14 protein-coding genes are annotated in these 15,033 nt (G+C 59.9%); 9 read left to right on the top strand and 5 right to left on the bottom strand.

The window, feature by feature from the left end:
* The first annotated feature begins 71 nt into the window (after positions 1-71).
* Positions 72-1,031 carry a GlxA family transcriptional regulator gene (locus tag H8F22_RS15590; protein WP_194940432.1) on the top strand — a complete coding sequence of 320 codons (960 nt, stop codon included), beginning with the start codon at positions 72-74 and terminating at the stop codon, positions 1,029-1,031.
* A 136-nt stretch (positions 1,032-1,167) separates the two neighbouring features.
* On the opposite strand, the gene H8F22_RS15585 is transcribed toward H8F22_RS15590, so the two are convergent.
* From H8F22_RS15585 to H8F22_RS15570, 4 genes are all read right to left on the bottom strand, one after another.
* Entirely contained in the window at positions 1,168-1,584 is a 417-nt protein-coding gene (locus H8F22_RS15585) for a DUF3010 family protein (protein ID WP_027926650.1), read from the bottom strand.
* 32 nt (positions 1,585-1,616) lie between these two features.
* Complete coding sequence (locus tag H8F22_RS15580; protein WP_027926651.1) at positions 1,617-1,940, bottom strand: helix-turn-helix domain-containing protein; 324 nt, start codon at positions 1,938-1,940, stop codon at positions 1,617-1,619.
* Positions 1,924-2,178, bottom strand: coding sequence for a type II toxin-antitoxin system RelE family toxin (locus H8F22_RS15575; RefSeq protein ID WP_027926652.1), 255 nt, complete (start codon positions 2,176-2,178; stop codon positions 1,924-1,926). Before H8F22_RS15575 ends, H8F22_RS15580 begins: the two co-directional genes overlap by 17 nt.
* Before the next feature lie 213 nt (positions 2,179-2,391).
* Positions 2,392-2,793 carry a lysozyme inhibitor LprI family protein gene (locus H8F22_RS15570; protein WP_027926653.1) on the bottom strand — a complete coding sequence of 134 codons (402 nt, stop codon included), beginning with the start codon at positions 2,791-2,793 and terminating at the stop codon, positions 2,392-2,394.
* 234 nt (positions 2,794-3,027) lie between these two features.
* On the opposite strand from H8F22_RS15570, the gene H8F22_RS15565 reads away from it, so the two are divergent.
* From H8F22_RS15565 to H8F22_RS15530, 8 genes are all read left to right on the top strand, one after another.
* Positions 3,028-4,005, top strand: a complete 978-nt coding sequence (locus H8F22_RS15565) for a dipeptidase (protein ID WP_008033250.1) — start codon at positions 3,028-3,030, stop codon at positions 4,003-4,005.
* Positions 4,006-4,169: 164 nt separating this feature from the next.
* Entirely contained in the window at positions 4,170-4,700 is a 531-nt protein-coding gene (locus H8F22_RS15560; protein ID WP_007947752.1) for a DUF5943 domain-containing protein, read from the top strand.
* A 15-nt stretch (positions 4,701-4,715) separates the two neighbouring features.
* Positions 4,716-6,776: a dimethylglycine demethylation protein DgcA gene (gene dgcA, locus H8F22_RS15555; protein WP_027926654.1), complete on the top strand. Its 2,061-nt coding sequence runs from the start codon at positions 4,716-4,718 to the stop codon at positions 6,774-6,776.
* A 162-nt stretch (positions 6,777-6,938) separates the two neighbouring features.
* Positions 6,939-8,888 (top strand): dimethylglycine demethylation protein DgcB, encoded by a 1,950-nt coding sequence (dgcB, locus tag H8F22_RS15550; RefSeq protein ID WP_194940431.1) that lies wholly within the window; start codon positions 6,939-6,941, stop codon positions 8,886-8,888.
* Positions 8,888-10,108 (top strand): electron transfer flavoprotein subunit alpha, encoded by a 1,221-nt coding sequence (gene etfA, locus H8F22_RS15545; RefSeq protein ID WP_027926656.1) that lies wholly within the window; start codon positions 8,888-8,890, stop codon positions 10,106-10,108. Before dgcB ends, etfA begins: the two co-directional genes overlap by 1 nt.
* A gap of 15 nt (positions 10,109-10,123) precedes the next feature.
* Complete coding sequence (etfB, locus tag H8F22_RS15540; RefSeq protein ID WP_194940430.1) at positions 10,124-10,894, top strand: electron transfer flavoprotein subunit beta; 771 nt, start codon at positions 10,124-10,126, stop codon at positions 10,892-10,894.
* Between the two features lie 125 nt (positions 10,895-11,019).
* The gene (locus H8F22_RS15535; RefSeq protein WP_027926658.1) at positions 11,020-11,586 is read left to right on the top strand and encodes a GNAT family N-acetyltransferase; all 567 of its coding nucleotides are present in this window, start codon (positions 11,020-11,022) and stop codon (positions 11,584-11,586) included.
* Between the two features lie 131 nt (positions 11,587-11,717).
* On the top strand, positions 11,718-12,884 hold the full coding sequence (locus H8F22_RS15530) for a retropepsin-like aspartic protease (RefSeq protein ID WP_194940429.1): 1,167 nt from the start codon (positions 11,718-11,720) through the stop codon (positions 12,882-12,884).
* Between the two features lie 775 nt (positions 12,885-13,659).
* On the opposite strand, the gene gbcA is transcribed toward H8F22_RS15530, so the two are convergent.
* Positions 13,660-14,955 (bottom strand): glycine-betaine demethylase subunit GbcA, encoded by a 1,296-nt coding sequence (gene gbcA / locus H8F22_RS15525; RefSeq protein ID WP_027926660.1) that lies wholly within the window; start codon positions 14,953-14,955, stop codon positions 13,660-13,662.
* Positions 14,956-15,033 lie beyond the last annotated feature (78 nt).

Genomic DNA, 15,033 nt, shown 5'->3' with positions numbered 1-15,033 from the left:
GCCGCTTGCAAGTGGCGTATCAACGTCAAACGCTACCCGCCCTGACGTTACCCGCCTATCGAGTGCGCTCCATGTCCCAGGATTTCTACTTCTTGTTGATGCCGGGTTTCTCGGCGATTGGATTTATCTCGGCCATCGAGCCGCTGCGGGTCGCCAATCGCTTTCGCGGCGAGCTGTATCGCTGGCATGTATTGAGCGCCGACGGCGGGGCGGTGCTGGCCAGCAACGGCATGTCGCTCAACGCCGACGCGGCGCTGGAGCCGCTGAAGAAAGGTGCAACCCTGTTGGTGGTCGCCGGTTTCGAACCGCTGAAATTCGCCACCCCGGCGCTGGAACACTGGTTGCGCCGGCTGGACAACGAAGGCGTGACCCTCGGCGCCATCGACACCGGCAGCTTCATTCTCGCCGAGGCCGGCCTGCTCGACGGCCATCGCCTGACGCTGCACTGGGAAGCCATCGACGCGTTCAAGGAATCGTATCCACAGCTGAGCGTCACCCAGGAGCTGTTCGAAATCGACCGCCGCCGCATCACCTCGGCCGGCGGCACCGCCTCCATCGACCTGATGCTCGACCTGATCGCCCAGGCCCATGGCCCGGAACTGGCGATCCAGGTCAGCGAACAATTCGTACTCGGCCGCATTCGCCCGCGCAAAGACCACCAGCGTATGGAGGTCGCCACGCGGTATGGCATCAGCAACAAGAAGCTGGTTCACGTGATTGGGGAGATGGAGCAGCACAGCGAACCGCCGCTGAGTACGCTTGAGTTAGCCGAATCGATCAAGGTGACGCGGCGCCAGTTGGAGCGCCTGTTTCGGTTGCACCTGAACGACACGCCGAGCAATTTCTACCTGCGCTTGCGGCTGGAGAAGGCCCGGCAGTTGCTGCGACAGACGGACATGAGTGTGCTGGAGGTGAGCATTGCGTGCGGTTTTGAATCGCCGTCGTATTTCACCCGCAGCTATCGGGCGAAGTTTGCGCGGTGCCCGCGCGAGGATCGCCGACGGCTAGGGGATGGGCGAGAGCTGGTCTGAGCACAGATTCCAACAACAAGAAAACCTGTGGGAGCGAGGCTGCTCGCGAATGCAATCTGTCAGCCGCCATTGATGTCGACTGACCCACCGCTTTCGCGAGCAGGCTCGCTCCCACAGTTATGATTTGGTGTGGATCTTATTTCTTCATTAAAGCCGAGCAGGCTGCTTTGTAGGCTTCATGCTGATACTTGTTCAGCGTCGCCGGCAGTTCCACGTTGTGCTTCTTGCTCTGCGCATTGATCGTCTGCGGCGACAGCAGCGTCACCTCGCAATTTTCCAGCAGCTGAAACACACCCTCGATCTTGAACGTGGTCGGTCCACCGGCGAACTCGCCTTTCTTGCTGCGCTTCTTGATCGCGATCCGGTCGATGGAGTTCTCGCGTACAAACGACGCCACCTGAGCGGCGAAGACTTTGACGTTCGCGGCTTCGTCGTCATCGTCGAGGGCGATTTTCTTGGTGGGCAGGGCTACGTGACTCAGCGTCTGACCGTCCAGGGACGCGACGGCAATGATCGCTTCGCTGCCTTTGATTTCGATGCCGCAGATTTTCATTTCGATCCCTTTCACAAATGGTTGTGTGCAGCCTACAGCTCAAGTTGATTAGCCGTGATGCCAAACGCCGCGGCAATTTTCTCGCGGGTGGCCTTGCGAGGCTTCGCTACAGTCTCTTGCTGGGCAAAAGCAGGTTGAGAAATGCCCATGCGTTTGGCCACCTCATCCTGTGTAAGGTTCAGGTGCTCACGCCAGGCGCGAATCGGCGTCGCGCCATCGACGATGCGGCTGACCACTTCATGGGGAATCAGATCGGGCTCAATCTTCTGCGCCACATATTGCGCATAGGGAATGACCACAAACGCAGGATTCCCCTCTGCGTCATTGATGATTTGAACGTCAGTAGGTGCGTTCATCGCGTTTTTTGACCTCTTGAATACTGACCACTTTGATTGCGCCATCCCAGTCGAACATGACTCGATAGTTACCCACTCGAAGTCGATAGGCGTAGTCATGACCGACCAGTGCTTTGACATTGCCTATATCAGGCATGTCAGTCAGCACCGTGACGGCATCACGAACCTGGATCTGGTGAACGGAATGCAATTTCAGAAGCTGCTTAACGGCCTTTCGAGTCCAGTGAATGCTGTTCATGGGAGAATATAAGTCTTTTATAAGATTTTCCAATCGTTACTTATATTTCTCTCTCGGCCAATTAACGAAGCATGTCGGGATGTTACCCAGGCAATAGGGTCTGCTGCGAGGTGTAGGGAGTGCTGTAGGTTCAGTCAGCAAGGTTTGTAGGAAACAGCATCTCTTGAGAATCGAAAGCCGGCGAAGGTGCCAGCTTCTGACGGAAATACAGCGTCACTCCTGCCCGATCGACTCCAAAAACTCCGACCGCTCATCACTCATCCGCGCCACGCAATCATTCTGCGCAATGGTGAATGCCTTGCTACCACTGGTCGCCGGAAACGCTTCCACCGCGCAATCCGCATCCCGGGTTTTCAGCCACTGCTGCTGCGCGGCTTTGAGTTTGGCGGTGATGTCGGCCAGTTGTGCCGGGTTCTTGCCGTAGGCCGTTTGCATGCGTTCGGCCAGGCCCTGGTAGTTTTCTTTGAGCAGGTCTTCGGCGGTGGTTCGGCTAAAGGCCGAGCATTCGAGGGTCTGGACGTCGTTTTCGACTTTGTCGCAGGGGTTGTCGTCGGACTCTTCTGCCGCGTGTACGCCGGTCGCTATCAGTGCCAGAGCCAGGAAGATCGATTTCATTGCGTCGCCGCCTCAATCCAATAGTGCATTCAGTAATGCCGCGAATTCTGGCCCATGCGCAGGCCCTTGAACAGGTGGGCAATCGTGCCCCGCGGCGACCCTTTGTCGCGGATTGACGCTTTCGGCAAACCCCCTGTCGTTTTTGCACCCGGCTGCCCCGTCCCTCAGGCATATGCTGGCCCCAAAGCGCCGGCACACGATTCGGCGCATGAATTGCCAATAGGGGACAGCCTGATGAGCCCAGCCGAATTGCACGCCGACAGTATCGTTATCGACGGGCTGATTATCGCCAAGTGGAACCGTGAACTGTTCGAAGACATGCGCAAGGGCGGTCTGACCGCAGCCAACTGCACCGTGTCGGTGTGGGAGGGCTTCCAGGCCACCGTCAATAATATCGCCGCCAGTCAGAAGCTGATCCGCGAGAACAGCGACCTGGTGATTCCGGTGCGCACCACCGCCGACATCCGTAAGGCCAAGGAGCAGGGCAAGACCGGCATCCTGTTCGGCTTCCAGAATGCTCACGCGTTTGAAGACCAGATCGGCTATGTCGAGGTGTTCAAGCAGCTCGGCGTCGGCATTGTGCAGATGTGCTACAACACCCAGAACCTGGTGGGCACCGGTTGCTACGAGCGCGATGGCGGCCTGTCGGGTTTCGGCCGTGAAATCGTCGCCGAGATGAACCGTGTGGGCGTTATGTGCGACCTGTCCCACGTCGGCTCGAAAACCTCCGAAGAAGTCATTCTCGAATCGAAGAAGCCAGTGTGCTACTCGCACTGCCTGCCGTCGGGCCTGAAAATCCACCCGCGCAACAAGTCCGACGAAGAACTGAAGTTCATCGCCGATCACGGCGGTTTCGTCGGCGTGACCATGTTTGCGCCGTTCCTGGCCAAGGGCATCGATTCGACCATCGACGACTACGCCGAAGCCATCGAATACACCATGAACATCGTCGGCGAAGACGCCATCGGCATCGGCACCGACTTCACTCAGGGCCATGGCCAGGACTTCTTCGAATACCTGACCCATGACAAGGGCTACGCCCGCCGCCTGACCAGCTTCGGCAAGATCATCAACCCGCTGGGCATCCGCACCGTCGGCGAGTTCCCGAACCTGACCGAAACCTTGCTCAAGCGCGGTCATTCCGAGCGCGTGGTGCGCAAGATCATGGGCGAGAACTGGGTCAACGTCCTCAAGGATGTCTGGGGCGAGTAAACCCCTTTCAAACAACGATTCCTGTAGCAGCTGCCGAGGTACGAGGCTGCGTTGCGGTCCGCAGGACCGCCCTCGGGGGCCGCTTCGCAGCCCAACGCAGCCTCGCAGGCTCGACAGCTGCTACGGGACAACAGCACAACGAATTTTTCTGGAGTTAAGTTTCCATGGCCAAGATCGCCCCGCAATTGCCAATCGAAGTCGACAGCGAAACCGGTGTCTGGACCTCCGACGCCCTGCCAATGCTGTACGTACCGCGTCACTTCTTTGTGAATAACCATATGGGCATCGAGGAAGTGCTGGGCGCCGAAGCCTACGCCGAAATCCTTTACAAGGCCGGCTACAAATCCGCCTGGCACTGGTGTGAAAAAGAAGCCGAATGCCACGGCCTGGAAGGCGTCGCGGTGTTCGAGCACTACATGAAGCGCCTGTCGCAACGCGGCTGGGGCCTGTTCAAGATCCAGGACATCGACCTCGACAAAGGCACTGCCAGCGTCAAGCTCGAACACTCGGCGTTCGTCTACGTCTATGGCAAGGTCGGGCGCAAGGTCGACTACATGTTCACTGGCTGGTTTGCCGGTGCCATGGACCAGATTCTGCAAGCCCGCGGCAGCAAGATCCGTACGGTTGCCGAGCAAGTCTACGGTGGCTCCGAAGAAGGCCACGACGACGGTTTGTTCACCGTCAAGCCGTTGTAAGTCGAGGACCCTGCCATGGCTTTCGAAGCAATGTTCCAGCCGATCCAGATCGGCAAACTGACCATCCGTAACCGCGTGCTCAGCACCGCGCACGCCGAGGTCTATGCCACCGACGGCGGCATGACCACCGACCGGTACGTCAAGTATTACGAAGAGAAAGCCAAGGGCGGGATCGGCCTGGCGATTTGCGGCGGTTCCTCCAGTGTGGCCATCGACAGCCCGCAAGGCTGGTGGAAGTCGGTCAACCTGGCCGACGACCGGATCATTCCGCATTTCCAGAACCTGGCCGATGCCATGCACAAGCATGGCGCCAAGATCATGATCCAGATTACCCACATGGGCCGTCGTTCGCGCTGGGACGGCGAGCACTGGCCAACCCTGCTGTCGCCATCGGGCATCCGTGAACCGGTGCACCGCGCGACCTGCAAAACCATCGAGCCGGAAGAAATCTGGCGGGTGATCGGCAACTACGCCAGCGCCGCAGCGCGGGCCAAGGCCGGTGGCCTGGATGGCGTCGAACTGTCCGCCGTGCACCAGCACATGATCGACCAGTTCTGGAGCCCACGCGTCAACAAACGTACCGACGAATGGGGCGGCAGCTTCGAGAACCGCATGCGTTTCGGCCTGGAAGTCCTTAAAGCGGTACGCAAGGAAGTCGGTCCGGACTTCTGCGTCGGCATCCGTCTGTGCGGTGATGAATTCCACCCGGACGGCTTGTCCCACGAGGACATGAAACAGATCGCCAAGTACTACGACGACACCGGCATGATCGACTTCATCGGTGTCGTGGGCTCGGGTTGCGACACCCACAACACCTTGGCCAACGTTATCCCCAACATGAGTTATCCACCGGAGCCGTTCCTGCATTTGGCGGCCGGTATCAAGGAAGTGGTCAAGGCCCCGGTCCTGCACGCGCAGAACATCAAGGACCCGAACCAGGCGACCCGTATTCTGGAAGGCGGTTACGTCGACATGGTCGGCATGACCCGTGCCCACATTGCCGACCCGCACTTGATCGCCAAGATCAAAATGGGCCAGGTCGACCAGATCAAACAATGCGTCGGCGCCAACTACTGCATCGACCGTCAGTACCAGGGCCTGGACGTGCTGTGCATCCAGAACGCCGCGACCTCCCGTGAATACATGGGCGTGCCGCACATCATCGAGAAGTCGACCGGTGTGAAGCGCAAAGTCGTGGTGGTCGGTGCCGGTCCTGCCGGGATGGAAGCGGCGCGCGTGTCGGCGGAACGTGGCCACGACGTGACCCTGTTCGAGAAGAAAGAATTCATTGGCGGCCAGATCACCACCGCTTCGAAAGCCCCGCAACGGGACCAGATCGCCGGTATCACCCGCTGGTTCCAGCTGGAGCTGGCACGTTTGAAAGTCGACCTGCGCCTCGGCGTGGCGGCGGATGCGGCGACCATTCTCGACCTGCGTCCGGACGTGGTGGTACTCGCTGTCGGCGGTCATCCGTTCCTGGAGCAGAACGAGCATTGGGGCGCGGCTGAAGGCCTGGTGGTCAGCAGCTGGGACATCCTCGACGGCAAAGTGGCGCCGGGCAAGAACGTGCTGGTCTACGACACCATTTGCGAGTTCACCGGGATGTCGACCGCCGACTTCCTCGCCGACAAGGGCAGCCAGGTTGAGATTGTCACTGACGACATCAAGCCGGGCGTGGCGATTGGCGGCACCTCGTTCCCGACGTACTACCGCAGCATGTACCCCAAAGAAGTGATCATGACCGGGGACATGATGCTGGAGAAGGTCTACCGCGAAGGCGACAAGTTGGTGGCGGTGCTGGAAAACGAATACACCGGCGCCAAAGAGGAGCGGGTGGTGGACCAGGTCGTCGTCGAAAACGGCGTGCGTCCGGACGAAGAAATCTACTATGCCCTGAAGGAAGGCTCGCGCAACAAAGGCCAGATGGACATCGAAGCCCTGTTCGCGATCAAGCCGCAACCTTCGTTGAGCGAGGCGGGCGATGGCTACTTGCTGTTCCGCATCGGCGACTGCGTGGCGCAACGCAACACCCATGCGGCGATCTACGACGCGCTGCGGTTGTGCAAGGATTTCTAACGGCTTGCACATGACCCTGTGGGAGCGGGATTGCCCGCGATAGCGGTGGGTCAGTCAATGCAGATGTGACTGACAAAATGCAATCGCGGGCAAGCCCGCTCCCACAGGAACCGAGTCAGGCATCTCGACCTGCAAGACCCCGAGGTCTTTGGGAGCTCCACCATGTTGAACACCCTTCTTCCAATCCTGTTGTTCGCCGCCCTGGGCCTTGCGGTCCTGGGCGCGTTGCGGCGGGTGGCCATGTGGCGCCGGGGCCGAGCCTCGAAAGTCGACCTGATCGGCGGCCTGTTCGCCATGCCCAAGCGCTACATGGTCGATTTGCACCATGTCGTCGCGCGGGACAAATACATCGCCAACACCCACGTCGCCACGGCCGGTGGTGCGGTGGCGTCCATTGTGCTGGCGATTCTGGTGCACGGTTTCGGCCTGCATAACCGCATCCTCGGTTACGCGCTGCTGTTGATGACGGCCGTGATGTTCGTCGGCGCGATCTTCGTTTACCTGCGTCGACGCAACCCGCCGGCGCGCTTGTCCAAAGGCCCGTGGATGCGCCTGCCGAAAAGCCTGTTGGCGTTCTCGGCATCGTTTTTCCTGTTGACCCTGCCGGTCGCCGGCATCCTTCCGGAAAACTTCGGTGGCTGGCTGGTGACGGCGATCCTCGGTGTCGGCGTGCTGTGGGGCGTTAGCGAACTGTTCTTCGGCATGACCTGGGGCGGGCCGATGAAGCACGCCTTCGCCGGTGCCTTGCACCTGGCCTGGCACCGTCGCGCCGAGCGTTTTAACGGCGGCCGTTCCACCGGTTTGAAACCGCTGGACCTGAACGATCCGACTGCGCCACTGGGCGTGGAAAAACCCAAGGATTTCACCTGGAACCAACTGCTCGGCTTCGACGCCTGCGTGCAGTGCGGTAAATGCGAAGCCGCGTGCCCGGCCTATGCCGCCGGCCAGCCGCTGAACCCGAAAAAACTGATTCAGGACATGGTCGTCGGCCTGGCCGGTGGCACCGATGCGAAATTCGCCGGTAGCCCGTATCCAGGCAAAGCCATTGGTGAGCACGCGGGCAATCCGCATCAACCGATCGTCAACGGTCTGGTGGACGCTGAAACCCTGTGGTCCTGCACCACTTGCCGTGCCTGCGTCGAGGAATGCCCGATGATGATCGAGCACGTCGACGCCATCGTCGACATGCGCCGCCATCTGACTCTGGAAAAAGGCGCGACCCCGAACAAGGGCGCCGAAGTCCTGGAAAACCTGATCGCCACCGACAACCCGGGCGGCTTTGCGCCGGGCGGGCGGATGAACTGGGCGGCGGACCTGAACCTGACGTTGATGAGTGAGAAGGCATCCGTCGATGTGCTGTTCTGGGTCGGCGACGGCGCCTTCGACATGCGCAACCAGCGCACCCTGCGCGCCTTCGTCAAAGTGCTGAAAGCGGCCAAGGTCGACTTCGCGGTGCTCGGCCTGGAAGAGCGCGACAGCGGTGACGTGGCCCGGCGTCTGGGCGACGAAGCAACGTTCCAGCTGTTGGCCAAACGCAACATCCAGACCCTGGCCAAATACAGCTTCAACCGCATCGTCACCTGCGACCCGCACAGTTTCCACGTGCTGAAAAACGAGTACGGTGCCTTCGACGGTAACTACCTCGTGCAACACCACAGCACTTACATGGCCGAAATCATCGGTGCTGGCGCCCTGAACCTTGGTCAGCACAAAGGCAGCAGCGTGACCTATCACGACCCATGCTACCTCGGCCGCTACAACGGCGAATACGAGGCACCGCGTGAAGTGCTGCGTGCCCTCGGCATCGAAGTGAAAGAAATGCAACGCTCCGGTTTCCGCTCGCGCTGCTGCGGCGGCGGTGGCGGCGCGCCGATCACCGACATTCCGGGCAAGCAACGGATCCCCGACATGCGCATGGAAGACATCCGCGAAACCGGCGCCGAGCTGGTGGCCGTGGGTTGCCCACAATGCACCGCGATGCTCGAAGGCGTGGTCGAACCGCGTCCGCTGATCAAGGACATCGCCGAACTGGTGGCCGACGCGTTGCTCGAAGATGCCGCACCAAGCAAACCGGCTGCACCGGCCCAACGTGAACCTGCGGAGGCCCACTGATGAGCGACATTATCCGCCGCGACCCCCGCGCCGAATGGATTGCCCGTAACCGCTTGCACCCGCTGCACGCGGCCATGCAACCGGCGCAACACAGCTGGATGGGGCCCAACGGCGTCATCCGCAAGAATCTGCACGGCATCGGTTTTATCGGTCCCAACGGGATCAAGCGCATTGACCGCAGTGGCGCTCAGCAGGGCGGCGCGACCAAGCGCACGGCTGCTGTTGAAGTGCAATTGCCGCTGCATCAAGTGCCGGCACCGGCGTTCTACATCAGCGTGGTGCCGGACATGGTCGGCGGCCGCCTGAGCAGCCACGACCGCGACTTGCTCGGCCTGGCTCATCAGTTGGCCGGCACGGACGGTGCGGTGTTGGCCGTGGTCTTCGGTGAACACAAGGAAAACGCCTTTGCGACGGCGGGCGTTGATCGCTTGCTGGTGCTGGAAGGCGAAGAATTCAGCGGTTATGCACCGGAACAACGAGTCCAGGGCCTGCGGGCTGTGGATAACCAGTTCAACCCACGTCATTGGTTGTTGCCGGACAGTCGTAGCGGTGGCGGTGAACTCGGTCGGCGCTTTGCCGCCGCACTGGGCGAACGCCCGGCCACGCGGGTCTGGCAGGTCAAGGACGAGGAATGCATCGGCCGCGCCGGTGCGGGGTTGCAAGACCTTGCGCGCCCGGTTGCACGCTTGATTCTGGCGGCGGCCGAATGCGCCGAACCGGTCAGCGAAACCCGTCACGAAGCACTGCCGGTGGAGTTATCCACAGCCGTGGCACGTAGCCTGTCGCGCATCGAAGACTTGGGCGCGGTAGCGGTGGACCCGGCGGCCATTCCCATGGCCGAAGCCGAGTTCATCTTCTCCGGCGGCAACGGGGTCAAGGACTGGGGACTTTTCCACAGGACCGCCGAGGCGCTGGGCGCCACCGAAGGCGCGTCCCGTGTGGCGGTGGACGATGGGTTCATGGCGCGCGACCGTCAGGTCGGCGCGTCCGGCACCTGGGTCACCGCACGGGTTTATGTGGCGGTGGGCATTTCCGGGGCAATCCAGCACCTGCAAGGCATCGGTGCCTGCGACAAGGTGGTGGCGATCAACCTCGACCCTGGCTGCGACATGATCAAACGGGCCGACCTGTCGGTGATCGGCGAGAGCGCCGAGATTCTTCAAGCCTTGATCGATGCGGTAGCGGCTTACCGCAACGACGCCAAGCGCGATGCGGCTTAAGGGAAGGAAAGGGTTATGAGCACGAAAATCATCAGCCTGGTGTCCATCGGCGCCCACCCGACCTCCGGCCGGCCACGTCGCGCGGAGCAGGATGCGCGAGCGGTGGAACTGGGCCTGCAACTGGCTGGGGATCACCTGCAAGTGCTGCATGCCGGCGACGTCGCGGAACCGGCGCTGCGCGCTTATCTGGGTATGGGCCTGGAGCAATTGCATGTGCTGGAACAACCGTCAGGCGCCGATGCCTTGCCGGCGTTGACCGCTTATTTGCGCGATGCCGGGGCGCAAGTCGTGCTGACCGGCAGTCAGGCGGAAACCGGTGAAGGCTCGGGCATGTTGCCGTTCCTGCTGGCGGAAAGCCTCGGCTGGCCGCTGGTGGTCGGTTTGGCGCAGGTGGAATCCATCGACGGCAATTCGGCGCTGGTGCTTCAAGCCTTGCCGCGGGGTCAGCGTCGTCGCTTGAAAGTGCGCCTGCCGTTTCTCGCGACGGTGGATAACGCTGCACCGAAGCCTCGGCAAAGCGCTTACGGCCCGGCGCGACGGGGTGTGCTGCAAGCCGATGAAGTCGAAGTGATCGACGATGAACTGTTGGCGGTCGCCACGTTGCAACCGGCCAAACCCCGGCCTAAGCGCCTCAAGGTGATCAAGGCCAAGAGCGGCGCCGACCGGATGAAAGCGGCGACAGCCAAGGCCAGTGGCGGCGGCGGGCAGGTGCTCAAAGGCGTTACGGCGCAAGCGGGGGCCGAGGCCATTCTCAAGTTACTGATCGAAGAAGGCGTGGTCCGCTAACCGATCACCCCCACACCTTTAAAACTGTAGGAGTGAGCCTGCTCGCGATCGCGGTGCTTCAGTCGACATTTATCTTGAATGTCCGTCCGCCTTCGCGAGCCGGCTCGCTCCCACAAGGAAAAACAATGACTGTTGAATTTCGTTCGGCCCTGCGCGCGGATGCGCGGGAGATTGCTCGCTTGTTCCAGATTTCATCAGAGGGCGCTTCGGATTACATCTGGAGCCAGATGGCAGAGCCTGGCCAGGACCTGTTGGACGTTGGTGCCCTGCGCTATGCCCGCGACGATGTGGACTTCTCCTGGCAAAATTGCCTGATCGCCGAGGCAAACGGGGAGGTCATCGGGATGATGCACAGCTACGTGATGCGCCATGACCCGATGGCGGCGCCCGTCACCGACCCGGTACTGGCGCCGTACGCCACCCTGGAAATCCCCGACACCCTCTACATTTCCAGCCTGGCGCTGCATGAGGGCTGGCGGAACCAGGGTCTGGGCAAACAATTCCTCGCTTACGCCTACGACCGCGCCAACCAGTTGGGCCTCAATGGCCTGAGCCTGATCGACTATGCGGCCAATACCGGCGCCCGGCGGTTTTACGAGCGGCATGGCTTCCGTATCGTCGACACCTGCCAGATCACGCCCCACCCGATGATCCGGGTCACAGGCGAAGCCTATCTGATGTACCGGCCGTAGGGCTGCCTTCCGCCCTACCGCTCGGTGAACTACAGTTTTGCTGTGCGCTGGTTAAGGGTGCAGCACGGTTCACGGAGCTTTCAGACGTTCAGCGCTGAGTCGTAAAACCCGTTTTCAGGCGTGGGTTGAACATGAAGGCGTTGCGTTGGCGTGCGGCCTGGTTGCTCTGTGGGGTGATGTGCGTGCCGGCCGGGTTGATGGCGGCTGCCAACACTGAAGCCGATCAGGATTTTTATCAGTGGCTGGAGTCGGACCAAGGGCAAACAGCCTCCTTGGCCCAACTGCGCCAGCGCTGCGACAAGGTCGTGGACGCTACAAACAATCTCAACTGTTCAGTGTCCGTGTTCGCCCGCATGTTCGAGGCCAAAGCCGCCAATCAATTGCCTGATTACTATCTGGCAATCAAGCGCCGCCATGCTCAGGCCATTGCGAGTGACCCCGAGCTCAACGTCCTGTTCTCCATGTTTGGCCGTCAATCGATCGCGACCCTGCGCGCGGTCGGCGATTTTTCGGTGTCCAGCACCAAACGGCATGAAGTCCTTACGGTTTATCCGCTCCCCAGTGACGGTTACGTCACGGACGAAGTGCTGCCGTACATCGACGTCAAAGCTGCCAATGGCGTCTCTTCACGCTTTATTGTCGATACCGGCGCACCGCAAACCCGGGTCAACGCCGAAACTGCGAAGCGCATGGGCATCACGCTGTTAACCGACTCCCATTACGGCTACAGCACGTTTTATGGCGAACATGACCTGTCGGCCAAGCTCGGGGTTTTTCATTCGTTGACGGTCGGCGGGAGCGAGTTCCGCAACGTCCTGGTGTTTGTCAGTGACCGGGATAACTTGTTAGGACTGGATCTGGTCGGCAAGCTGGGGCGTTTGAAGCTCACGAAAAAAACCCTGGAACTCAACGCGCAACCTCCCGCGCGGTGCGATTCGCCGGTGACCTATTCGCGCGCAGACATCAATCAACGACTGACCATTGCTGCACGGCTGGATCGTCGGGCGACGCTGGCGATTCTTGATACAGGTAATGTGGATTACTTGACGTCGGCCTCCCCCGGTGACTTGCCTGTTCACGTCGCCGAAAACTCGCGACACCAGACGTTCAAAGGCGAGTTGGATTTGTCTGGCGACGTCCGGGCAATCACCTACAAATACTATCCAGGCTTCACCATTCCTCCGTCTTTGGTGTCCGGGCAGTACGTGCCTTCGATTTTGCTCGGGTGGCGGGCATTCAATGACTATGAATTGAACCTGGACCCGCTTTCGGGTCGCTCGTGCCTGAATAAAATCTGATTTACCCACAAAGCCTGTTAGCGCTTCTGTGGATAACGTGTTCGCCCCTCGCTACGACCTATGCAAATCAAGGCCTGTAAGCCTTCGTACAAAAAACAACCAACCTAACGTGCGGTTTTTACAGGCTTTTTGCGGTGGATAAGGTTTCTCACTGTTCAATACTTGCCCCCAATCTCTGTTGGCGCTTCTGTGGATAAGATGTTTGCTAACCGCTACAGGCTATATAAACCGGGCTATTCGGGTGCTTGGTTAAAAAATGATCAAATCATGGGTTTGGACCGCTAAACATGCCGAATACCCCTATTTATCGCGGCTTTCAGCGGTTTTCCACAGATGTGCAGAAGTTGCCCCCAAAGTCTGTTGGCGCTTCTGTGGATAAGGTGTTTGCCATCCTCTGCAGGCCACGTAGAACGTGCCCCACAAGCTTTCGATCAAAAAATAACCAGCGACTGTTAAAAACCAGGCTTCTGGATAAGTCACGGATTTTCTTCGGTTTATGTGGAGAAAGTTTTGTGTAAAACCACACTTGTCCCCAATAGCTGTGGGTGGAGGTGTGGATAACTTGTTTGTGGAAGGCTGGGAGGTGCGTAGGGCATAGCGCTGAACGGAATAGATCATATTTCGTACAGTTCTGAATCGGGGAAAGGGTATCGGGGGCGGGGAAGGATGGGTTGTTGGGGAGGGCGCCATCGCGAGCAGGCTCGCGCCTACATTTGATCTGTGTCGGTCACAAATCCCTGTAGGAGTGAGCCTGCTCGCGATGCTTTTAGCTCTGTCAGCCTTGTACAGGAACACCTTTGAGGTACGGTGCCGGCTCGGCCCCGAGGTTATTCAGCAAACGCTCGCTGTACCAATCCACAAAGTTCACCACGCCAAACTCATAGGTCTTGGAGTAAGGCCCAGGCTGGTACGCCGTGGAGTTGATGCCGCGCTGGTTTTCTTCCGCCAGACGCCGGTCCTGGTTGTTGGTTTCATCCCACACTTTGCGCATGCGTTCTACGTCGTAGTCCACGCCTTCGACTGCGTCTTTGTGCACGATCCACTTGGTGGTGACCATGGTTTCCTGAGCGCTGATCGGCCACACGGTGAAGACGATGATGTGATCGCCCATGCAGTGGTTCCACGAGTGCGGCAGGTGCAGGATGCGCATCGAGCCCAGGTCGGGGTTCTTGATGCGGCCCATGAGCTTGGCGCAGCCCTGTTTGCCGTCCATGGTCATCGACACGGTGCCTTTGAGCAGCGGCATGCGCACGATACGGTTACGCAGGCCGAAACTGGCGTGGGCGTACGGGATCTTCTCGGCTTCCCAGGCAGCGGCGGAGGCGGCGACGTGGTCCTTGAAGGCCTGGTCGGCGCGCGGGTCGGTGACGTCGTCCCATTCCAGCAGGGTTTTCAACAGTTCCGGGTGCGATGCGTTGCAGTGGTAGCACTCGCGGTTGTTTTCCAGCACCAGTTTCCAGTTGGCTTTTTCGTACAGGTTGGTCTGGATCGCCACCTTGGTGTTTTCCATGTCGTACGGTTCCATGTAATGGCTCAACGTCGACAGGAAGTCATCAATGGCCGGCGGGTTCTCCGACAGGCTGATGAAGATGTAACCACCGGCGGTCTTCACGTTCACCGGTTTGAGGCCGTACTGCTTCATGTCGAAGTCGGCGCCCATTTCGGTGCCGGCGAACAGCAGGCGGCCGTCCAGTTCATACGTCCACTGGTGGTAATGGCAGACCAGTTTGGCGACCTTGCCTTTTTCACTGGTGCACAGACGCGAACCGCGGTGGCGGCAGACGTTATGGAACGCATGCACCACGCCGTCGGCGCCGCGAATCACGATGATCGGGTTCTTGCCGACTTGCAGGGTCAGGTAGTTGCCCTTGGTCGGGATCTCGCAGGTCATGCCGGCGATCAACCATTCTTTCTGGAAGATTTCCTGCATGTCGATATCAAACAGCCGCTCGTCAGAGTAAAACGGCTGCGGCAGCGAGAAAGTCCGCTCGCGCTCTTGCAGCATCTGCGCGGTGGCCTTGCGTGCGGGTTCCAGTGGATCGCCCAGGCTCAGGGTAGTGGTGACGTCCATCGTGTATTTCCTCAAGGCCATCTGCGTGGCCGCGAAAGTGGCTGATCAGGTTTGCTACGCAAGGTGTAAAGGATGTGT

Source organism: Pseudomonas mucoides, from assembly GCF_015461845.1.
Lineage (GTDB): Bacteria > Pseudomonadota > Gammaproteobacteria > Pseudomonadales > Pseudomonadaceae > Aquipseudomonas > Aquipseudomonas mucoides.
The sequence above is the reverse complement of the archived record's forward strand: the minus strand, read 5'-3'. Positions and strand labels throughout refer to the sequence as shown.